General features: G+C 63.4%; 22 protein-coding genes. 18 read left to right on the top strand and 4 right to left on the bottom strand.

Annotated elements, in window-relative coordinates; all coding sequences use genetic code 11:
* Nucleotides 1-4 precede the first annotated feature (4 nt).
* The gene (thyA, locus tag E0E41_RS08745; protein ID WP_130869583.1) at nt 5-835 is read right to left on the bottom strand and encodes a thymidylate synthase; all 831 of its coding nucleotides are present in this window, start codon (nt 833-835) and stop codon (nt 5-7) included.
* Nucleotides 836-945: 110 nt separating this feature from the next.
* Between thyA and E0E41_RS08740 the strand changes: the two genes are divergently transcribed.
* Entirely contained in the window at nt 946-1,497 is a 552-nt protein-coding gene (locus E0E41_RS08740) for an FUSC family protein (RefSeq protein ID WP_130870808.1), read from the top strand.
* On the opposite strand, the gene mtaB is transcribed toward E0E41_RS08740, so the two are convergent.
* Entirely contained in the window at nt 1,487-2,776 is a 1,290-nt protein-coding gene (mtaB, locus tag E0E41_RS08735; RefSeq protein WP_130869582.1) for a tRNA (N(6)-L-threonylcarbamoyladenosine(37)-C(2))-methylthiotransferase MtaB, read from the bottom strand. The two genes, E0E41_RS08740 and mtaB, sit on opposite strands and share 11 nt — an antisense overlap.
* Before the next feature lie 168 nt (nt 2,777-2,944).
* On the opposite strand from mtaB, the gene E0E41_RS08730 reads away from it, so the two are divergent.
* The 7 genes from E0E41_RS08730 (at nt 2,945) to E0E41_RS08700 (ending at nt 9,561) form a co-directional block, all read left to right on the top strand.
* Nucleotides 2,945-3,190: an HPr family phosphocarrier protein gene (locus E0E41_RS08730; RefSeq protein ID WP_130869581.1), complete on the top strand. Its 246-nt coding sequence runs from the start codon at nt 2,945-2,947 to the stop codon at nt 3,188-3,190.
* 112 nt (nt 3,191-3,302) lie between these two features.
* The gene (gene yfbR, locus E0E41_RS08725; protein WP_130869580.1) at nt 3,303-3,887 is read left to right on the top strand and encodes a 5'-deoxynucleotidase; all 585 of its coding nucleotides are present in this window, start codon (nt 3,303-3,305) and stop codon (nt 3,885-3,887) included.
* 26 nt (nt 3,888-3,913) lie between these two features.
* On the top strand, nt 3,914-4,183 hold the full coding sequence (locus E0E41_RS08720; RefSeq protein ID WP_130869579.1) for an ACT domain-containing protein: 270 nt from the start codon (nt 3,914-3,916) through the stop codon (nt 4,181-4,183).
* Between the two features lie 11 nt (nt 4,184-4,194).
* Nucleotides 4,195-5,553: a PFL family protein gene (locus E0E41_RS08715; protein WP_130869578.1), complete on the top strand. Its 1,359-nt coding sequence runs from the start codon at nt 4,195-4,197 to the stop codon at nt 5,551-5,553.
* 48 nt (nt 5,554-5,601) lie between these two features.
* A complete protein-coding gene (locus E0E41_RS08710; RefSeq protein ID WP_130869577.1) occupies nt 5,602-7,572 on the top strand; it encodes a molybdopterin-containing oxidoreductase family protein in 1,971 nt (656 codons plus the stop codon).
* 110 nt (nt 7,573-7,682) lie between these two features.
* Complete coding sequence (locus E0E41_RS08705; protein ID WP_130870807.1) at nt 7,683-9,014, top strand: glucose-6-phosphate isomerase; 1,332 nt, start codon at nt 7,683-7,685, stop codon at nt 9,012-9,014.
* Between the two features lie 133 nt (nt 9,015-9,147).
* Nucleotides 9,148-9,561 (top strand): hypothetical protein, encoded by a 414-nt coding sequence (locus E0E41_RS08700; protein WP_130869576.1) that lies wholly within the window; start codon nt 9,148-9,150, stop codon nt 9,559-9,561.
* Between the two features lie 93 nt (nt 9,562-9,654).
* Here E0E41_RS08700 and E0E41_RS08695 read toward each other — a convergent pair whose 3' ends face one another.
* On the bottom strand, nt 9,655-10,824 hold the full coding sequence (locus tag E0E41_RS08695; protein WP_130869575.1) for a phosphoglycerate dehydrogenase: 1,170 nt from the start codon (nt 10,822-10,824) through the stop codon (nt 9,655-9,657).
* A 325-nt stretch (nt 10,825-11,149) separates the two neighbouring features.
* Nucleotides 11,150-12,235: a 3-phosphoserine/phosphohydroxythreonine transaminase gene (serC, locus tag E0E41_RS08690; RefSeq protein ID WP_130869574.1), complete on the bottom strand. Its 1,086-nt coding sequence runs from the start codon at nt 12,233-12,235 to the stop codon at nt 11,150-11,152.
* Between the two features lie 243 nt (nt 12,236-12,478).
* On the opposite strand from serC, the gene E0E41_RS08685 reads away from it, so the two are divergent.
* From E0E41_RS08685 to E0E41_RS08640, 10 genes are all read left to right on the top strand, one after another.
* A complete protein-coding gene (locus E0E41_RS08685) occupies nt 12,479-12,835 on the top strand; it encodes a DRTGG domain-containing protein (RefSeq protein ID WP_130869573.1) in 357 nt (118 codons plus the stop codon).
* On the top strand, nt 12,822-13,247 hold the full coding sequence (locus tag E0E41_RS08680) for an ATP-binding protein (RefSeq protein WP_130869572.1): 426 nt from the start codon (nt 12,822-12,824) through the stop codon (nt 13,245-13,247). The genes E0E41_RS08685 and E0E41_RS08680 overlap by 14 nt, the downstream gene beginning before the upstream one ends.
* Nucleotides 13,248-13,280: 33 nt before the next feature.
* Nucleotides 13,281-14,606: a [Fe-Fe] hydrogenase large subunit C-terminal domain-containing protein gene (locus tag E0E41_RS08675; protein ID WP_130869571.1), complete on the top strand. Its 1,326-nt coding sequence runs from the start codon at nt 13,281-13,283 to the stop codon at nt 14,604-14,606.
* Between the two features lie 67 nt (nt 14,607-14,673).
* The gene (locus tag E0E41_RS08670; protein ID WP_130869570.1) at nt 14,674-15,003 is read left to right on the top strand and encodes a DRTGG domain-containing protein; all 330 of its coding nucleotides are present in this window, start codon (nt 14,674-14,676) and stop codon (nt 15,001-15,003) included.
* 30 nt (nt 15,004-15,033) lie between these two features.
* A complete protein-coding gene (locus tag E0E41_RS08665) occupies nt 15,034-15,759 on the top strand; it encodes a PHP domain-containing protein (RefSeq protein WP_130869569.1) in 726 nt (241 codons plus the stop codon).
* 177 nt (nt 15,760-15,936) lie between these two features.
* Nucleotides 15,937-16,431, top strand: a complete 495-nt coding sequence (nuoE, locus tag E0E41_RS08660; RefSeq protein WP_130869568.1) for an NADH-quinone oxidoreductase subunit NuoE — start codon at nt 15,937-15,939, stop codon at nt 16,429-16,431.
* 9 nt (nt 16,432-16,440) lie between these two features.
* On the top strand, nt 16,441-16,998 hold the full coding sequence (locus E0E41_RS08655; RefSeq protein WP_130869567.1) for an ATP-binding protein: 558 nt from the start codon (nt 16,441-16,443) through the stop codon (nt 16,996-16,998).
* Nucleotides 16,995-17,363 carry a (2Fe-2S) ferredoxin domain-containing protein gene (locus E0E41_RS08650; RefSeq protein WP_130869566.1) on the top strand — a complete coding sequence of 123 codons (369 nt, stop codon included), beginning with the start codon at nt 16,995-16,997 and terminating at the stop codon, nt 17,361-17,363. Before E0E41_RS08655 ends, E0E41_RS08650 begins: the two co-directional genes overlap by 4 nt.
* Before the next feature lie 15 nt (nt 17,364-17,378).
* Nucleotides 17,379-19,181, top strand: a complete 1,803-nt coding sequence (locus E0E41_RS08645; RefSeq protein ID WP_130869565.1) for an NADH-quinone oxidoreductase subunit NuoF — start codon at nt 17,379-17,381, stop codon at nt 19,179-19,181.
* Nucleotides 19,182-19,195: 14 nt separating this feature from the next.
* Nucleotides 19,196-20,950, top strand: coding sequence for an NADH-dependent [FeFe] hydrogenase, group A6 (locus tag E0E41_RS08640; RefSeq protein WP_130869564.1), 1,755 nt, complete (start codon nt 19,196-19,198; stop codon nt 20,948-20,950).
* Nucleotides 20,951-20,976 lie beyond the last annotated feature (26 nt).

Here is a 20,976-nt window from a genome sequence, read left to right as displayed (position 1 = left end):
CCTTTTATACCGCCACCGGAATGGGCTGGTCCAGGGTGTGGAACTGATAGCCCTCCAGTTTCAGGCTGTCCCGGGTGAAGGAATAGAAATCGGTGACGGACCGGTCCATCCACAGCTTGGGGGCCTCATAGGGGGCGCGGGAGATGATCTCCTCCACCACCGGCACGTGGCGGTCGTAGATGTGGGCGTCGGCGATGACGTGGACCAGCTCTCCCGCCTCCAGCCCGGACACCTGGGCCATCATGTGGACCAGGGCGGCGTACTGCATCACGTTCCAGCCGTTGGCGGTGAGCATGTCCTGGGACCGCTGGTTGAGAATGGCGTTGAGGGTATGCCCGCTGACGTTGAAGGTCATGGACCAGGCGCAGGGGTAGAGGGCCATCTCGTGGAGGTCGTGGTGGTTGTACAGGTTGGTCATGATCCGCCGGGAGGCCGGGTTGTGCTTCAGATCGTACAGCACCCGGTCCACCTGGTCGAACTCCCCCTCAGGGTAGATGTGCTTTACCCCAAGCTGGTAGCCGTAGGCCTTGCCGATGGAGCCGCTCTCGTCGGCCCAGGCGTCCCAGATGTGGCTGTTCAGGTCGTGGATGTTGTTGGACTTCTTCTGCCAGATCCATAAAAGCTCGTCCACGGCGCTCTTGAAGGCCATTCTGCGGATGGTCTGGACGGGGAATTCCTCCCGCAGGTCGTAGCGGTTGATGATACCGAATTTCTTCACCGTATGGGCGGGGGTGCCGTCGGCCCACCGGGGGCGTACCTGCTGGTCGGTGTCCCACACTCCGTGGGCCAAAATGTCTTTGCAGTTTTGGATAAACAGTTCGTCAGCGCGGCTCATGGAATCCTCCTGTTTTTCTGATCTGCCTTTCTGTTTTTCGAACTGGAAATGGCAGGAATTTTGTGTTATCTTACTACAGAACAGTATGAACGCTCAGGAGCGTGATCGAAGTGAAAGAAGCCGACCAGAAGCCCGCCATCCACATTGGACTGCGCAACCTCAAGACCGCCCTTTCCGCCTCCCTCTGCGCCTTGATCTACTACTTTCTGGGCCGGAACCCTGCCTTTGCCTGTATCGGCGCCATCTTCGGCATGGGGGCCAATATGGACCACTCCAAGCTCCACGGGGGCAACCGCCTGTTCGGCACCATCATCGGCGGATTCTTAGGAATCGCCCTCTATCGGATTTACCTGATCTTCTACCCGAAGGGGGACAACCATTTGCTGCTGGTGCCCCTCCTGTTCGTGGGCGTGGTCATCCTCATCATCCTGGCCCAGATCTTCTGGGTGGGGGCCGTGCAGCCCGGCGGCGTGGTGCTCTGCCTGCTGCTGTTCAGCGTGGGGCCGGACGACTACGTCTCCTACTCCCTCAACCGGATGCTGGACACCGGGGTGGGCGTGGTCATGTCCCTGCTGATCAACTGGCTGCTCCCCCGGGAGCGGCTGGACGCCTGGCAGGCGGCGCTCAAAGCCAGGTTCACCGGGAAAAAGATCACAGATTGACCGTCCCCAACAGGCCTTCGTTATGAAGGCCTGTTATTTTTACGTCCCGGATCACATTGTGTAATCCCTCGCCGGGGGCAAACACCTCGGTATAGTTGGGGGTGTGGCCCCGCCACAGGCCGTCCTTCTCCTCCTCGAAGAGCACCGGCAGGGTCTCGCCCACCCAGCTCTCCAGCCAGGTCCGGTGCAGCTGGCGGGCCACCTCTCCCGCCCGGTGGGCCCGCTCCTCCTTCACCGCGTTGGGTACCTGATCCGGCATGGCGGCGGCGGGGGTGCCGGTGCGGCGGGAGTAGGGGAAGATGTGCATGGCGGAGAAGGCGCACTTCTGAATAAAATCCAGGGTGGTCTGAAACTCCTCCTCGGTCTCCCCGGGAAACCCCACGATGAGATCGGTGGTGATTCCGGGCCGGTCAAAGTAGTCTCTCAGTAATCTGACGCTCTCATAATACCGCCCGGTATCATATTTCCGGTTCATCCGCTGCAGAACGCTGTCGCACCCCGACTGCATGGACAGGTGGAAGTGGGGACACAGGTTGGGCAGGGCGGCTCCCCGGCGGCAGAAGTCCTGGGTGATGGTGCGGGGTTCCAGAGAGCCCAGCCGCACCCGGCAGCCGGGGGCGGCCTGACACACGGCCTCGATGAGCTCAATGGGGTGGGGCCTGCCCTCCAGGTCCCGGCCCCAGGAGGAGATCTCGATGCCGGTGAGCACCAGCTCCTGATAGCCCTCCGCCGCCAGCCGGGCGGCCTCAGCGGCGGCCTGGTCCGCGGGCAGGGAGCGGATGGGACCCCGGGCGTAGGGGATAATACAGTAGGAGCAGAAATTGACGCAGCCGTCCTCCACCTTCAGCATGGCCCGGGTGCGGCCCTCCAGCCCGCCGGCGGGCAGATGCTCGTAGGTCCGGCGGCGGAGAGCGTCGTCCACCTCCACCACCTGGCCTCCGTCGGGGCTCAGGGCCTCCAGCCGGTCCAGAAACTCCATCCGGTGGGCCGAGCCCATCACCAGGTCCACATCCAGTTTTTCCACCGCCTCCGGATCTGTCTGGGCATAGCAGCCGCATACCGCCACCAGGGCGTGGGGGGAGCGCTTCCTGGCCTGCCGGATCATCTGGCGGGACTTTTTGTCGCTCACCGCCGTCACGGTGCAGGTGTTGACGATATAGGCCTCCGCCTCCCCGTCGAAGGGCACCAGGGTGTGGCCCCGGCGGGTGAGCTCGGCCTCCATAGCCTGGGTCTCGTACTGATTGACCTTGCAGCCCAGGGTATAAATGGCAACTCGCATGGTACTTCCTTTCGCCCCCGCCCGGCCCTTTGTGAAAATGACAGAATTTCACGCCGAGGGGGACATTTCCATTGAAATTTTTCCCTCTATCAGTCTATAATGAAGGTAATCTCTATTATAAAACAAGGGCGGGACCCTTGTACAGAGGATTTCAGGAGGTGCTCCACAATGTCCGAATTTTATGTGTCGCTGTCCTCCATCGAGGATGTGCGGCAATTTGTCAACGCCGCCACCTGCTGCCCCTGTGAGGTGGACGTGCTCTCCGGCCGGTATGTGATCGACGCCAAGTCCATTATGGGCCTGTTCTCCCTGGACCTGTCCAAGCCGGTGCGGGTGGAGGTCCACGGCTCCGACAGCGAGCGGGCGGAGTTCGAAAAGAGCGTGGCCGCCTTTGAGGTCAAGGCGCCCAAGTAAGAGAATCAGACGTTCTGAAAAGCGCCCCGTCCGGGGCGCTTTTTTGTGATGCGGGTTTACAAGAGCTGACTTTCTATGGTAAAATAACATGTTTTTTTGAGGGAGGCGCGGTATGGAGCGGCAGTTTTCATTTTTTGCCTATCTCTCCCGGATGCGGTACATCAACCGATGGGGGCTGATGCGCAATACCTTTCAGGAGAATGTGCAGGAGCACTCCCACATGGTGGCGGTGCTGGCCCACACCCTGGCGGTGATCCGGCGGGACGTGCTGGGCAGGCCGGCGGACCCGGGCCTGGCGGCGGCGGCGGCCCTGTACCACGACGCGCCGGAGATCCTTACCGGAGATCTGCCCACTCCCATCAAGTACTACAGCCCCGACATCCGGGACGCCTACAGGCAGGTGGAGCAGGTGTCCGCCGACAAGCTGCTGGACATGCTGCCGGCCGAGCTGCGCGGAGCCTATGAGCCCCTGGTGCGGGAGGACTACGACCCGGACACCCGGGCCCTGGTGAAGGCGGCGGACAAGCTCTCCGCCTATATCAAGTGCGTGGAGGAGCTGAAGGCGGGCAACAGCGAGTTCCGCCAGGCCGCCGAGCAGACCCTGGAGGCTCTGAAGGGCTACGGCCTGCCGGAGGTGGACTACTTCATGGATCGGTTCCTTCCGGCCTTCGGGCTTACTTTGGACGAGTTGGGATGAAGCAAAGAGAGAAAGGAAGTTTGTATATGAGAGCTATCGTCACCGTTTTAGGCAAGGACCGGGTGGGCATCATGTCCATGGTGTGCGCCCTGCTGGCCCAGCATAACGTCAATATCCTGGACATCAGCCAGACCATCCTGCAGGACTACTTCACCATGGTCATGCTGGTGGATGTGTCCCAGTGCGACCTGCCCTTCGCCCAGCTGGCCGCCCTGCTGGAGCAGGAGGGCAAGGATCGTGACCTGTCCATCCGCGCCCAGCGGGAGGACATCTTCAACGCCATGCACCGCATTTGAGAGGAACTGCCATGATCAATACAACGGAGATTTTTGACACCATACATATGATCGACCAGCAGCATCTGGACGTGCGCACCATCACCATGGGCATCTCCCTGCTGGACTGCGCCGATCCCGACCCCAACGCCGCCTGCCGGAAGATCTACGACAAGATCACCCGCCGGGCGGAGCGGCTGGTGGCCACCGGCGAGGCCATCGAGGCGGAGTTCGGCATCCCCATCGTCAACAAGCGGATCTCGGTGACCCCCATGGCCCTGGTGGCCGGGGCCTCCGAGACCGACAACTACGTGCCCTTTGCCGTGGCCATGGACAGCGCCGCCAAGGCGGTGGGCGTCAACTTCATCGGCGGCTTCTCCGCCCTGGTGCAGAAGGGGGCCACCCAGGCCGACCGGAAGCTGATCGCCTCCATCCCCGAGGCCCTGGCCCGCACTGAGCTGGTGTGCTCCTCCGTCAACGTGGGCTCCACCCGGGCGGGCATCAACATGAACGCCGTGGGGGTCATGGGCCGCGTCATCAAGGATTGCGCGGAGCTGACCGCCGAGCAGGGGGGCTTCGGCTGCGCCAAGCTGGTGGTGTTCTGCAACGCGGTGGAGGATAACCCCTTCATGGCCGGCGCCTTCCACGGCCCCGGCGAGGGGGACTGCGTCATCAACGTGGGGGTCTCCGGCCCCGGCGTGGTCCACCACGCCCTGAAGGCGGTAAAGGGCATGCCCTTCGACGTGGTGGCCGAGACCATCAAAAAGACCGCCTTCCGGGTGACCCGCATGGGCCAGCTGGTGGCCCAGGAGGCCAGCCGCCGGCTGGGCGTCCCCTTCGGCATCGTGGACCTGTCCCTGGCGCCCACCCCCGCCATCGGGGATTCCGTGGCCCGCATCCTGGAGGAGATGGGCCTGGAGACCTGCGGCACCCACGGCACCACCGCCGCCCTGGCCCTCCTCAACGACGCGGTGAAGAAGGGCGGCGTCATGGCCTCCTCCCACGTGGGCGGCCTGTCCGGCGCCTTCATCCCCGTCAGTGAGGACGAGGGCATGATCGCCGCCGCCCGCTCCGGCGTGCTCCACCTGGACAAGCTGGAGGCCATGACCTGCGTGTGCTCCGTGGGCCTGGACATGATCGCCGTCCCCGGCGATACCTCCGCCGCCACCATCTCCGCCATCATCGCCGACGAGGCCGCCATCGGCATGGTCAACTCCAAGACCACCGCCGTGCGCATCATCCCCGCCCCCGGCAAGGTGGTGGGGGACACCGTGGAGTTCGGCGGCCTGCTGGGCTCCGCCCCCGTCATGCCCGTCCATCCCCAGAGCGCCGAGGCGTTCATCGCCCGGGGCGGACGGATCCCCGCCCCCCTGCAGAGCTTGAAGAATTGAGAAGAAAGGCCGCCCACCGGCGGCCTTTTTTCATAGGAGGTTTTCGCTATGCCCACCTACCGTTCCGCCTGCCCCTACGACTGCCCCGAGGGCTGCTCCCTGCTGGTGGAGACCGACGGGAAGCGGATCACCGCCGTCACCGGCGACCCGGCCAACCCCTACACCAACGGCTGGGTGTGCGCCAAGCTGCGCAACCTGCCCCAGGCGGTGAACAGCCCGGAGCGCATCCTCACCCCCCTCCGCCGGACGGGAAAGAAGGGGGAGGGAAAATTTGCCCCCATTACCTGGGAAGCGGCCGTGGAAGAGATCGCAAGCCGCTGGAAGGAGCTCATGGCCCGATACGGCCCGGAGACCATCCTGCCCTACTCCTACGCCGGCACCATGGGGGCGGTCCACCGCAACTGCGGCGAAGGCTTTTTCCGGGCCCTAGGCGCCAGTGAGCTGGTGCGCACCCTGTGCAGCTCGGGCAAGTCGGCGGGCTGGGAGCGCGTGATGGGGGCCTCCTGCGACCTGGCCCCCTGGGACGCGGCGGAGAGCGACTTTATTCTGCTGTGGTCCACCAACGTGCCCGCCACACGGGCCCACCTGGCCCCCATCCTCCGGCAGGCAAAGGCCAAAGGGGCCAGGGTGCTCCTCATCGACGTGTATGAAAATCCCTCCGCCGCCCTGGCGGATGAGAGCATCCTGGTGAGGCCGGGCAGCGACGGGGCCCTGGCCCTGTCCATGCTTCAGGTGCTGGATGAGGCGGGGCTCACCGATGAGGGATATCTGTCCGCCCACACCACCGGCTGGGGGGCGCTGCGGGCCACCCTGGGCCGCTGGACGCCGGAGGAGACCGAATCCATCACCGGCCTGACGCCGGAGACTGTCCGGGCCCTGGCCCTGGCTTACGGCAGGGCCAAAGCCCCCTGCATCGTGCTGGGCAGCGGCTTCTCCCGCAGCGGCAACGGGGGCGAGGCCACCCGGGCCATCGCCGCCCTCCCCGCCGCCGTGGGGGCATGGGCAAAGCGGGGCGGCGGCACCTACGGGGTGTGCTCCTCCCCCAGCCTGGTGGACAAGTCCCTGGTGAAGCTGCCCCGGCTGTCCAGGCCGGGAACCCAGCGGGTGAACATCAACCAGCTGGGCCCCGCCCTGGCGGGGGAGGGGGTAAAGACCCCCATCCACAGCCTGTACGTCTACCACTCCAACCCGGCGGCGGTGACCTCCCACCAGAACGCCGTCCTCCGGGGACTGGAGCGGGAGGACCTGTTTACCGTGGTCCATGAGCGGTACCTGACCGACACGGCGAAATACGCCGACATTATCCTGCCCGCCCCCTACATGGTGGAGACCGAGGACCTGTACACCCCCTACGGCTACCGGCAGATCCAGTACGTGAAACCGGTGATCGACCCGCCGGGAGCGGTGAAGGGCAACTGGCAGGTGTTCTCCCTGCTGGCCCGGGCCATGGGCCTGGACGATCCCCATTTCAGCCGGAGCGTAGGGGACCTTTGCCGGGAGATGGTGGAGAAGAGCCCCTACCTGACGGCGGAGCAGAAAGAGCGGGTGCTGGCGGGGGAGCCGGTGGTGCTGGACGCCCCCTTCCCCCTGCCTGTCGGGACGGAGGACGGGAAGATCCGCCTGGCCCACCCCGCCCCCATCACCTGGTACCCGCCCCACGGCGGCCCGGAGCCCTTCCGGCTGGTGTGCGCCCCGGCGGTCCACACCCTCAACTCCTCCTTCAATGAGATCGGGGCGCTGACCGCCCTCCGGGGGGAGATGGCGGTGCGGATGAACGCCGCCGACGCCGCCGCCCTGGGCCTGTCCCACGGGGACCGGGCGGTGCTGTCCAACGAGCTGGGGGAGATGACCTGCGCCGTGGTCCTGGACCGGGCCGTGGCCTCCGGCACGGTGGTGGCCGAGGGCGTGTACCCCGGGAAAAACACCGTCAACTGCCTGACCCACCCCCGGCTGTCCGACCTGGGGGAGGCCACCACCATGAACGACAACAGGGTGTGGGTGCGCCGGGCCGGGACTTGAAATATTTTCCGTTGGACATGCCTTTTTTCTCTGGTCAAATCTTTTCATGCGGTGTATGATAGGCATATACAAATCCCCGCAGCAAAAAGAGAAGGAGTGACGTCACTATGATGATTAAATTTGACACCTCCAACGCGGTGCCCTTCCTGCCTCAGGACTGGCTGACCAGCCGGATGGACGCTCTGGAGAGCGGCCGGGCCAAGCTGGAAGACGGCAGCGGCCTGGGCGGCGAGTATACCGGCTGGGTCCACCTGCCCCGCGACTATGATAAAGAAGAATTCGCCCGCATCCAGGCGGCGGCGGAGCGCATCCGCAAGGATTCCCAGGCCCTGGTGGTCATCGGCATCGGCGGGTCCTACCTGGGCGCCCGGGCTGTGGTGGAGCTGCTCAACTCCCCCAACTTCAACCTGGCCCACAAGGACGGTCCGGACATCTACTTCGCCGGCAACGGCCTGTCCACCGACGCCATGCTGGAGGTCATCGACCTCATCAAGGACAAGGACTGGTCCATCAACGTGATCTCCAAGTCGGGCACCACCACCGAGCCCGCCGTGGCCTTCCGCATTTTCAAGAACCTGCTGGAGGAGAAGTACGGCAAGGAGGAGGCCCGCAAGCGGATCTACGCCACCACCGACGCCCACAAGGGAGCCCTGAAGGGCCTGGCCGACGCCGAGGGCTACGAGGAGTTCGTGGTGCCTGACGCCGTGGGCGGCCGCTATTCTGTACTTACCGCCGTAGGCCTGCTGCCCATCGCCTGCGCCGGCGTGGACATCGCCGCCCTGATGAAGGGCGCGGAGGAGGCCATGACCGCCCTGGCTGTCCCCGGCGCGGACAACCCGGCCTGGCAGTACGCCGCCGCCCGCCACGCCCTGTACACCGCCGGCAAGAAGGTGGAGATCCTGGTGGGGTATGAGCCCTCCTTCCGCTTCTTCGCCGAGTGGTGGAAGCAGCTGTACGGCGAGACCGAGGGCAAGGACGGCAAGGCCCTGTTCCCCGCCAGCGTGGAGTTTACCGCCGACCTGCACTCCATGGGCCAGTACATCCAGCAGGGCGAGCGGCTCATGCTGGAGACGGTGGTGCGCTTTGAGAAGAGCCGGGGCGCCATTACCATCCCCCACGACCCGGACAACGTGGACGGGCTCAACTTCCTGGCGGGCAAGGACCTGTCCTTCGTGGCCGAGCAGGCCATGCGGGGCACCCTGCTGGCTCACGTGGACGGCGGCGTGCCCAACCTGATGATCACCCTCCCCGGCCGGGACGCCGAGAGCGTAGGCGCGCTGATCTACTTCTTCGAGTACGCCTGCGGCCTGTCCGGCTACCTGCTGGAGATCAACCCCTTCAACCAGCCCGGTGTGGAGGCCTACAAGAACAACATGTATGCGCTGCTGGGCAAGCCGGGCTATGAGGATAAAAAAGCAGCTTTGGAGGCCCGCCTGGGCTGAACAAAGGCGTATCGGGGCTTTGGGAATTTTTTGTGAACTTCAGCAAATCAGTTGCAATCCCCCGGTAAAAATGGTAACATAAATGCACCAGGCCGGGGGCCAGTCCCGGCGTACTAAGTAAGGAGTGATAACTATGGTGAGAGTGATCATGGGCGTCAAGGGCACCGGCAAGACCAAGCAAATGATCGAGCTCATTAATTCCGCTGTGCACAGCGAAAATGGTAATGTAGTCTGCATTGAGCGTGGGCCCAAGCTGACTTATGATATTCACTATAAGATCCGTCTGGTAGAGGCCAGCCACTACGATATGAGCAGCTATGATTTCCTGAAGGGCTTCATCAGCGGCCTGTATGCCGGCAACTACGACATCACCCATATCTTCATCGACAGCCTGACCAAGATCGTCTCCTCCGAGGCCACCGATCACGCTGTCGAGGACTTCCTGGATTGGCTGAACAGCTTCTCCGAGAAGAACAACATCAAGTTCACTGTCACCATCAGTGCCGATGCTTCCCTGGCCACCGAAGGCATCAAGAAGTATTTCTAAAAGATAAAAAATTCCCTGGTGCTGTATGCACCAGGGAATTTTTTGTGGTGTGAAAAAAGTGGGACGCTGCAAAGCGGCATCCCACTTTTTTGGTCAATGATTCAGCAGCCGGACGCGCAGCACGCCGTCCAGGGCGCGGATCTCGTTGGCCACGTTGTCGCCCACACGGCTGCCCACATCCACGATGGTGTAGGCGTAGTCCTTCTTGGACTTGTTGGTCATGTTCTCCACATTGACCCCGTCCTTGGACAGGATGCCGGTGATGTTGGCAATGGCGCCGGGGACGTTCCGGTGGATGATGCACAGCCGGGACACCCCGCTCCACTCCTGCACCAGGGTGGGCAGGTTGACGGAGTTCTTGATGTTGCCGTTCTCCAGATAGTCCCGCAGTTCCTGGGCGGCCATGACGGCACAGTTCTCCTCGCTCTCGGGGGTGGAGGCGCCCAGGTGAGGGATGGCAATGACGTTCTTGCCCTGGAGGATCTTGTTGTTGGGGAAGTCGGTAACATAGGCGGCCACCTTGCCGGTCTCCAGAGCGGCCAGCATGTCGTCGTCGTTCACCAGGCCGCCCCGGGCCAGGTTCAGGATGCGCACGCCGCCCTTCATCATGTGGATGGCGCCCTCGTTGATCATGCCGCGGGTCTCGGGGGTCTGAGGCACATGGATGGTGATGTAGTCGCAGTTTTTATAGATGGTGTCCAGATCCATGGCCCGGTGGACCAGCCGGGACAGGGACAGCGCGGCGTCCACGCTGAGGAAGGGGTCGTAGCCGAACACGGTCATGCCCAGTTTGGTGGCGATGTTGGCCACCTGCACGCCGATGGCGCCCAGGCCGATGACGCCCAGCATCTTGCCGGACAGCTCGGGACCCACGAACTGGCTCTTACCCTTTTCTACCACTTTTTCCACGTCGGCACCTTCGGCCAGCTGGGCCTTGACCCAGGCGTTGCCCTCGGTGATCTTCCGGGAGGCCAGCAGCATGCCGCACACTGCCAGCTCCTTTACCGCGTTGGCGTTGGCGCCGGGGGTGTTGAACACCACGATGCCGGCCTCGGAGCAGCGGTCGATGGGGATGTTGTTGGTGCCGGCGCCCGCCCGGGCGATGGCCCGCAGGGCGTCGGGGAACTGGTAGTCGTGCATATCGGCGGAGCGGACCAGGATGCCGTCCTCATTCTCCACGTCCCCGCTGATGGAGTAGCGGGTCTGATCCAGCACGAACAGCCCCGCGGGGGAGATCTTATTCAACGTCTTAATACGAAACATCGTCCTCGTAACCTCCATATCCTTCGTTTCCGCCTTGCGGCGAAAACGCAATCATTCCGGTACTCGTCCTCTCCCCGGCAAACCCGTTTCACTGGGCTTTGCCGGGGACCCGATACTTAGTTGTTCTTGTCAAAGGCCTTGATGAAGTCGCACAGCTTTGCCCCACAAAAGGCAGGCCTTTTGCGGGGGCCCCGGATTTGACTTCCTCGGGCGGAGTGAATCCGCCCTGCGGCAAGATTTTGGCCAAGGGCCAAAATGCTTGTACGCGGCATAAGCCGCGCCCCGCTTTGCGGGGCCCCGGGGGTCAGCCGGCAGTTGCGTATTGTTAGTTGTTCTTATCGAAAGCTTTGATGAAGTCGCACAGCTTCTCCACGCCCTCGGTGGGCATGGCGTTGTAGATGGAAGCCCGCATGCCGCCCACGGAGCGGTGGCCCTTCAGGTTGGTGAAGCCGGCCTCAATGCTCTCCTTGACGAACTTGGCGTCCAGCTCGTCGTTGCCGGTGCGGAACACCACGTTCATGTCGGACCGGGAGCCGGGCTCCACGGCGCAGGTGAACAGCCTGGAGCTGTCGATCACATCATACAGCATCTGGGCCTTGCCGTGCTTGATGGCCTCCATGCCGGGAATGCCGCCCTTGGATTCCAGCCAGTCCAGCACCAGCCCCAGGATGTAGATGCACCAGCAGGGGGGCGTGTTGTACATGGAATCCTTGTCGATCATGGTCTTGTAGTTCATCATCAGCGGAGTGTAGGGCAGCTCATGGCCGGCCAGCTCCTCCTTGATGATGACAACGGTCAGGCCGGCGGGCGCCATGTTCTTCTGGGCGCCGGCGAAAATGATGCCGTACTTGCTCACGTCCACCGGGCGGGACAGGATGTCGGAGGACATGTCGCACACGATGGGCACGCCATTGGTCTCGGGGACATACTGCCACTCGGTGCCGTAGATGGTGTTGTTGGCGCAGTAGTAGAAATAGCTGGCCTCGGGGTCCAGGGTGATCTGGTCCTGGGTGGGGATGTAGGTGTGGTTCTTGTCGGCGGAAGAGGCGGCCAGGTTGATCTGGCCGTACTTCTTGGCCTCCTTGTAGGCGATGTTGGAGAAGTTGCCGGTGACGGCGTAGTCCGCCTTGCCGGTCTTGCCGATCAGGTTCAGGGGCGCCATGGAAAACTGAGTGGAAGCGCCGCCCTGGAGGAACAGGACCTTATATCCGTCAGGCACGTTCATCAGCTTGCGGAATTTGGCCTGGGTGTCGTCAAAGATCTTCTGGAACACTTTAGATCGGTGGCTCATCTCCATAACGGACATGCCGGACCCCTGATAGTTGGTGATCTCGGCACCGGCACGCTCCAGCACCTCCAGGGGGAGCATAGACGGACCTGCGGAAAAATTGTACACGCGCTGGGTTCCCATGATGATGGCCTCCTCGTTTTAATTTGTGATTCCACGTGGGACGAACACACTTTACCTTAATAAAGCATATTATAGCCAACAAAGTATACAACTGTCAATAGCGTGGAATGACCAAAAGCGGAGGCTCTGGGGGAAAAACTTTGTGAATGTTTCAACGAACCCTTTGCACTGAGAGGGCTTTTATGGTACAATGCGTTTGAATTGAGAGTTTAGTTTCCCCATGGGGGGAGAGGAGAGAGGCTGATGCGGCTGTCCGACATCAAACGAATTCTGAACGCCGAGGTACTATGGGGGGAGGACCACCTGGACCGGGAGGTCATGTCCGCCTGCGGCAGCGATTTCATGAGCGACGTGCTGGCCTTTGTGAAGAACCAGGCGCTGCTGCTGACGGGGCTGGTCAATCCCCAGGTGGTGCGCACCGCAGATATGCTGGAGATGACATGTATCATTTTCGTGCGGGGCAAGGTACCCGGGCAGAATATCGTGGAGCTGGCCAAAGAGCGGGACATCGTGGTGATGACCTGCCCCAAGCGCATGTACGAGGCGTGCGGACTGCTATATTCCAATGGATTGCGAGGGAACTGCGATGGAGACGATTAAACTGGTATACCCTGTGGAGGGCGGCGACCTCATCGAAGCGGGGGAGGCCTCCAGCAAGATGAAGCTGACCCTGAAGAAGCTGGGGCTTCCTCAGGATGTGATCCGCCGGGCGTCCATCTGCATGTATGAGGGCGAGATCAACATGGTCATCCACGCCGACGGCGGACAGGCCGAGGTGGAAGTGGATGCTGACCAGATCATCATTCGGATGCAGGACACCGGTCCGGGTATCCCCGATGTGGCCCAGGCTATGCAGGAGGGCTTTTCCACCGCCGGGCAGACCGCCCGGGAGCTGGGCTTTGGGGCCGGCATGGGCCTGCCCAACATCAAGCGGTACTCTGATGAGATGAAGATTGAGACCGAGCTGGGGAAGGGAACCACCGTGACGGTACGCATCAAGATCCCCCAGTGAGCGCATATCAGGTGAGGAAAGGAGGTATGGCATATGCCCATGAGACATTCTGTGGTCATGGATCATAAGCGGTGCCGCGGCTGTACCTCCTGCATCAAGTGCTGTCCCACCGAGGCCATCCGGGTCCGGGGCCGCAAGGCCACCATTCTGCCAGACCGCTGCATCGACTGCGGCAACTGCATCCGGGTGTGTCCCCACAAGGCCATCAAGTCGGTGGGGGACAGCATGGAGATTCTGAAGGAATACGACTACTGCGTGGCCCTGCCGGAGCCGGCGCTGTACGGCCAGTTCCACCACCTGGACAATGTGGATGTGGTGCTCAATGCCCTGCTGAAGATCGGATTTCACAAGGTGTATGAGGTGGCCAAGGCCGCCGAGATGCTGTCCGACTATGAGCGGCAGGCCATCAAGCAGGGACCGCCGGCTGTCACACCCCAGATCTCCTCCTCCTGTCCCACGGTGCTGCGGCTGATCCGGATGCGGTTCCCCAAGCTGATGGAGCATGTGTCCAACACCATATTGCCTATGGAGCTGGCAGCCATCCTGGCCAGGCGGGAAGCGGCGGCGGAGACCGGTCTGCCGCCGGAGCGGATCGGAGTATTCGCCATTGTGCCCTGCTCCTCCAAGGTGACCGCCGCCCGGGTATCTGAAGGCCTGAGCCAGCCGGTACTGGACGGGGCCTTTGCCATCCGGGATATCTACCTGCGGCTGCTGAACCCCATGCGGGAGCTGGAGGAGGTGGAGCCCATGGCCTCCGCCGGCATCATGGGCCTGGGCTGGGCCTCCTGCGGCGGTGAGAGCACCGCCCGGCTGGGGGAGCGCTGCGTGGCGGTGGACGGCATCGAGAATGTGATCCAGATGCTGGAGGAGATCGAGGACGGCCGCCTGCCGGAGGCCGATTTTCTGGAGCTGTCCGCCTGCACCCAGGGGTGCGTGGGCGGCTGCTTCACGGTGGAGAACCCCTACGGGGCCAAGATGCGGATGAAGGGCCTGATGAAGGGCCAGCCGGTATCCCGCAACCGCTTTACCCTGGAGGGGGCGGACCGGGACATCGTCCGGCGGGATAAGCAGCTGCAGTATCTGCCCACCTTTGTGTTGGACCACGACCGTGAAATGGCCATCAGCAAGCAGCGGCGGATCCAGGAGCTGGAAGCCCACCTGCCGGGCCTCCACTGCGGCTCCTGCGGGGCGCCCTCCTGCCACGCCTTTGCCGAGGATGTGGTGCTGGGCCGGGCTTCGGTGGACGACTGCATCTTTAAAGTGCGGGAGCGGATGCGCACCATGGCGGGCAAGGATGAGGCGGACGACTATCTGCCGCCCCCCTTCCGGCGGTGTCAGATCGATACATCCAGAAGATAAACAGACAGGCCGCCGGACCGGAAAACGTCAGGCGGCCTGTTTTCTGCTACAGTTGGGAGGAATGAAAATGACAGTGCATGAGATCAAGGAGAGCTTGGGCTGGAAGGCCTTCCACATTGCGGATCCGGACCGGCAGGTGCGGGGCGGCTACGCCGGGGACCTGCTGAGCTGGGTCATGGGCCGGGCGGGTCAGGACTGTGCCTGGCTGACCATCATGTCCAACCAGAACGTGGCGGCGGTGGCCCTGATGGCCGATGTGGCCTGCGTGGTGCTCACCGAGGGGGTGGAGCCCGACGCCGACCTGCTCCGCCGGGCCAAGGAGAAGGAAGTGACCTTGCTGGGCACCGGGGAGGACACCTATACCGCGGCCTGCCGCCTGCACACCTGCCTGGAATGACCGGACTGACTGAGAAGGGAGGCGGCGCGTGTGAAATTCTACTATGATCTCCACCTCCATTCCTGCCTGTCGCCCTGCGGCAGCGAGGACATGACCCCCGCCGACCTGGCGGCCATGTGCGCCCTGGCGGGGCTGGACATCGTGGCCCTCACCGACCACAACACCTGCGGCAACTGCGCCGCCTTCTGCCGGGCGGCCCGGGAGCGGGGCCTGCTGGCTCTGGCGGGGATGGAGCTGTGTACCCAGGAGGACATCCACGTGGTCTGCCTGTTCCCCGACCCGGAGCGGGCCGGCCGGTTTGAGGAATATGTGGCCGGGCATCTGCCCCCCTTCACCAACGATCCGGATATCTTTGGCCGGCAGATTTACATGGATGACCAGGATACCGTCCTGGGCGAGGAGCGGCGGATGCTGGCGGCCAGTACCGACATTTCCGTGGAGGAGGTGCCTGCCCTGGCGGCGGAGTACGGCGGCTTTGCCTTTCCCGCCCACATTGACCGGCCCTCCTTTTCCCTGCTGGGGGTGCTGGGCCTGTGGGATCCCGCTCTGAACTTCCCGGTGGCTGAGCTGTCCCACCGCTGTCCCCCGAATTTTACGGACCGGCCCGACCTGGCAGGCCTGCGCTTCATTACCAACTCCGACGCCCACTACCTGGACCAGGTGTGGGGCGCGGAACACAGCATGGACCTGCCGGAGCGCACGCCGGAGGCCGTTCTGGCCTGGCTGGCCGGAACAGAGAAAGTGAGCCCTATCTAATTTTTTCTTTACAAGAAAATGGGAGCATGCTATACTTTAAACTATTAAAACATACAAAAGATTGGATAGATATGAGACAAGTTCTGCTGCATTGGCCTGTCGGCTGATGCAGCAGATGTTGTAAGAATTAAAAGTACAAAAATAAAACCAAATGGTTCAGAAAGGAAGGACGCATCCATGCCAAACTGCAAGACCGTCGTTCCCTACCGGGGGACCCCTGAGCAGGAAGAGCGCCTGCGGCAGGTCATCGCCGAGCACAAGGGACAGCCCGGCGCCACCATGCCGGTACTTCAGGCCGCTCAGGAGATCTTCGGATACCTGCCGGAGGAAGTACAGATCATGGTGGCCGAGGGGCTGGACATTCCCCTGTCAGAGGTATACGGGGTGGCATCGTTCTACGCCCAGTTCACCCTGAACCCCAAGGGGAGATATCAGATCTCCGTCTGTCTGGGCACCGCCTGCTACGTCAAGGGAGCGGCGGCCATCCTCAACGCTGTGGAGCAGAAGCTGGGCATCGCCCCCGGCTCCATCACGCCGGACGGGAAGTTCTCGCTGGATTCCTGCCGCTGCGTGGGCGCCTGCGGTCTGGCTCCGGTCATGATGATCAACAACGACGTCTATGGCCGTCTTACTCCTGACCAGGTGGGTCCGATCCTCGACATGTATAAGTAAGGTGAACCTATGAAGGAGATCGCTCTCTATACCCTGGATATCGCCCAGAACTCCATTACTGCCCAGGCCAGACACCTGGACATTACCCTGTCGGAGGAGGGGAACACCATCACCCTCACCATTGCCGACGACGGGAAGGGCATGAGCCGGTCGCTGCTGGCCACAGTCAGCGATCCCTTCACCACCACCCGCACCACCCGGAAAATGGGGCTGGGGCTGCCCCTGCTGCGCATGGCGGCGGAGCAGACCGGCGGGAGCCTGCTTATTGAGAGCCAGCTGGGGGTGGGTACCACGGTGAAGGCCGTTTTTCAGGCGGACCACATCGACTGCCCCCCGGTGGGCGATATGGCCGGCAGCATTACCCTGCTGCTCCAGGGCGCGCCGGAGCTGGAGCTGACCTACACCCACCGGGCGGGGGAGGCTCAGATCGGGCTGGCCACCAGCCAGCTGCGGCAGGAGCTGGGGGACGATATCTCACTGGCGGAGCCGGAGGTGATCCTCTGGGTCCGGGACTATTTGCAGGAACAGGAAGCGCTGTTACGAGAAAATAAGGGGATGAAAGCATGAAAAGTCTGGCAGAACTGCGTGCCATCCGGGAGCGGATGGAGAAGCAGATTGATTTGCGGGAATCAAACGACAACCGGATCCGCGTGGTAGTGGGTATGGCCACCTGCGGCATCGCCGCCGGCGCCCGGCCGGTCCTCAACGCCTTTCTGGAGGAAGTGAACAAGCGGGATCTGAAGAACGTGACGGTGTCCCAGACCGGCTGCATCGGCGTGTGCCGGCTGGAGCCCATTGTGGAAGTCTATGTGCCCGGTCAGGAGAAGGTCACCTACGTGAAGATGACCCCCGACAAGGTGGCCTCCATCGTCAGCGAGCATCTGGTGAACGGCCGGGTGGTGGAAGAGTACACCATCGGCGCGGCGGAATAAGGGGAGGGCAGAGAGATGAGCTTGATTCGTTCCCATATTCTGGTGTGCACCGGCACCGGCTGCTCCTCCTCGGACAGCCCCAAGATCATTGAGGAATTTGAGAAGCAGCTGGTGGCTCAGGGCATGGACAAGGAGGCCAAGGTGGTGCGCACCGGGTGCTTCGGCCTGTGTGCCCTGGGACCCATTGTCACCATTTACCCCGAGGGAGCCTGCTACACCCATGTGACCGTGGACGACGTGGAGGAGATCGTCTCCGAGCACATCGTCAAGGGCCGCATCGTCCAGCGCCTGCTGAACAAGAACGGCGGCGGCGAGGGTCCGGCCACCTCCCTGGCGGAGACCAACTTCTACAAGCACCAGTTCCGCATCGCCCTGCGCAACTGCGGCATCATCAACCCCGAGAGCATCGACGAGTACATCGGCGTGGGCGGCTATGAGGCCCTGGGCAAGATCCTGACCGAGAAGATCCCGCCTCAGCAGGTCATCGACACCGTGAAGGCCTCCGGCCTCCGGGGCCGCGGCGGCGCCGGTTTCCCCACCGGTACCAAGTGGCAGTTTACCGCCGACGCGGTGAGCCCCGACGGGGTCAAGTACGTCTGCTGCAACGCCGACGAGGGCGACCCCGGCGCGTTTATGGACCGGTCGGTGCTGGAGGGCGACCCCCTCAGCGTCATCGAGGCCATGACCATCGCCGGCTACGCCGTGGGCGCCCACCAGGGCTACATCTACGTCCGGGCGGAGTACCCCATCGCCGTCAAGCGGCTGGAGACCGCCATCGAACAGGCCAAGGGCTACGGCCTGCTGGGCAAGAACATCTTCGAGTCCGGCTTCGACTTCGACCTGGAGCTGCGGCTGGGGGCCGGCGCCTTCGTCTGCGGCGAGGAGACCGCCCTCATGCGCTCCATCGAGGGCCACCGGGGCGAGCCCAAGACCCGGCCTCCCTTCCCGGCGGTGAAGGGCCTGTTTGACCGGCCCACCCTGCTGAACAACGTGGAGACCTACGCCAACATCACCTGGATCTTCAACAACGGCGCCGACAAGTTCGCCGCCATCGGCACCGAGAAGAGCAAGGGCACCAAGGTGTTTGCCCTGGGCGGCAAGATCACCAACACCGGCCTGGTGGAGATCCCCATGGGCACCACCCTGCGCACCGTGGTGGAGGACATCGGCGGCGGCGTCCCCGGCGGCAAGAAGTTCAAGGCCGCCCAGACCGGCGGCCCCTCCGGCGGCTGCATCCCCGCCTCCCTCATCGATACCCCCATCGACTATGAATCCCTGGGGGCCATCGGCTCCATGATGGGCTCCGGCGGCCTCATCGTCATGGATGAGGACAACTGCATGGTGGATATCGCCAAGTTCTTCCTGGAGTTCATCGTGGACGAATCCTGCGGCAAATGCGCTCCCTGCCGCATCGGCACCAAGCGGCTGCTGGGCCTGCTGACCAAGATCACCGAGGGCAACGGCGAGCCGGAGGATCTGGACACCATCGAGGAGCTGTGCAACCACATCAAGCAGTCCGCCCTGTGCGGCCTGGGCCAGACCGCCCCCAACCCGGTGCTGTCCACCCTGAAGCACTTCCGGGACGAGTACGAGGCCCACGTGTATGAGAAGCGCTGCCCCGCCGGCGTGTGCAAGGCCCTGATCCAGTACGTGGTGGATCCCACCAAGTGCAAGGGCTGTACCCGCTGCGCCCAGGGCTGCCCCACCGGAGCCATCTCCGGCGCGGTGCGGGCCCCCCATATCATCAACCAGTCCAAGTGCATCAAGTGCGGCGCCTGTATGGACCACTGCCGCTTTGACGCCATCAGCAAGCAGTAAGGGAGGGAACGGACATGGACGAAAAGATGGTATCTCTGCGCATCAACGACATCCCCGTCACCGTTCCCGCCGGGACCACGGTGCTGGAGGCGGCCCGTTCCGCGGGCTTCAATATCCCGTCGCTGTGCTTCCTCAAGGGCATCAACGAGATCGGCGCCTGCCGCATCTGCGTGGTGGAGGTGAAGGGAGCCAAGAGCCTGGTGGCCTCCTGCGTCTACCCCGTGGCCGACGGCATGGAGGTGTACACCAACACCGAGCGGGTACGCAAGTCCCGCCAGCTCACCCTGGAGCTGATCCTGTCCAACCACCGGATGGACTGCCTGACCTGCGCCCGCAACAGCCAGTGCGAGCTGCGGCAGCTGGCCAGCGACCTGGGCATTGACGCGGTGCGCTACGCCAGCGACAATATGTATCCCCAGATCGAGGATTCCGCCCCCCACCTGGTGCGGGACAACTCCAAGTGCGTCCTCTGCCGCCGCTGCACCGCCGTGTGCCGGACCACCCAGGAGGTGGGGGTCATCGGCCCCAACGACCGGGGGTTTGCCACCCACATCGGCTGCGCCTTTGACCGGGACCTGAACGAGGTGGACTGCGTGTCCTGCGGCCAGTGCATCGTGGCCTGCCCCACCGGCGCCCTCAGCGAGAAGGACGATACCGGCAAGGTGCTGGCCGCCCTGGCCGATCCCAGGAAGCACGTGGTGGTGGGTCCCGCCCCCTCCGTCCGGGTCACCCTGGGCGAGTGCTTCGGCATGCCCATCGGCACCAACGTGGAAGGGAAGATGGTCACCGCCCTCCGCCGCCTGGGCTTTGACAAGGTGTTCGACGTGGACACCGCCGCCGACTTCACCATCATGGAGGAGGGCACCGAGTTCCTCAACCGCCTGCGGGGCGGCGGCAAGCTGCCCCTCATCACCTCCTGCTCCCCCGGCTGGATCCGGTACATGGAACAGCATGCCCCCGATGTGATGGCCAACGTGTCCACCTGCAAGTCCCCCCAGCAGATGTTCGGCTCCCTGGTCAAGACCTACTACGCCGAGAGTATGGGTATTGACCCGGACGACATCTATGTGGTGTCCATCATGCCCTGCACCGCCAAGAAATACGAGGTGCGCCGGGAGGAGCAGCGGCTGCCCAACGGCTGCATGCCGGTGGACGTGTCCCTCACCACCCGGGAGCTGGGCCGCATGATCACCCAGGCGGGCCTGCTGTTCGACCACCTGCCCGACGGGGAGTTTGATGAGATGCTGGGCATCTCCACCGGCGCCGCCACCATCTTCGGCGCCTCCGGCGGCGTGATGGAGGCCGCCCTGCGCACCGTGGTGGAGGAGCTCACCGACGGCGAGATGGCTCCCCTGGAGTACCGCGAGGTCCGGGGCATGGCGGGGATCAAGGAGGCCAGCTATGAGCTGCCCGGCCGCACGGTGCGGGTGTGCGTGGCCTCCGGCCTCCACAACGTGAAGGTGGTGCTGGACGGCATCCGGGACGGCTCCATGGAGTACGACTTCATCGAGTTCATGGCCTGCCCCGGCGGCTGCATCAACGGCGGCGGCCAGCCCATCCAGCACGCCGACGTGCGCAACTTCACCGACATCAAGGCCCTCCGGGCCGCCGCCCTGTACAGGCAGGACGAGAACATGGAGTACCGCCGCAGCCACAAGAACCCGGTGGTCCAGACGGTGTACCACTCCTATCTGGGAGAGCCCGGCGGCCACAAGGCCCACGAGCTGCTCCACTGCACCTATATCAAGCAGAAGCGCTACCGGGTGTGACCCGGAAAAAAGTCCGGTCCCGTTTG

It is taken from the genome of Intestinimonas massiliensis (ex Afouda et al. 2020) (genome assembly GCF_900626285.1).
Taxonomy (GTDB): domain Bacteria; phylum Bacillota; class Clostridia; order Oscillospirales; family Oscillospiraceae; genus Flavonifractor; species Flavonifractor massiliensis_A.
Note: the sequence above shows the minus strand (reverse complement) of the source record. Positions and strands in the feature narration are given on the sequence as shown.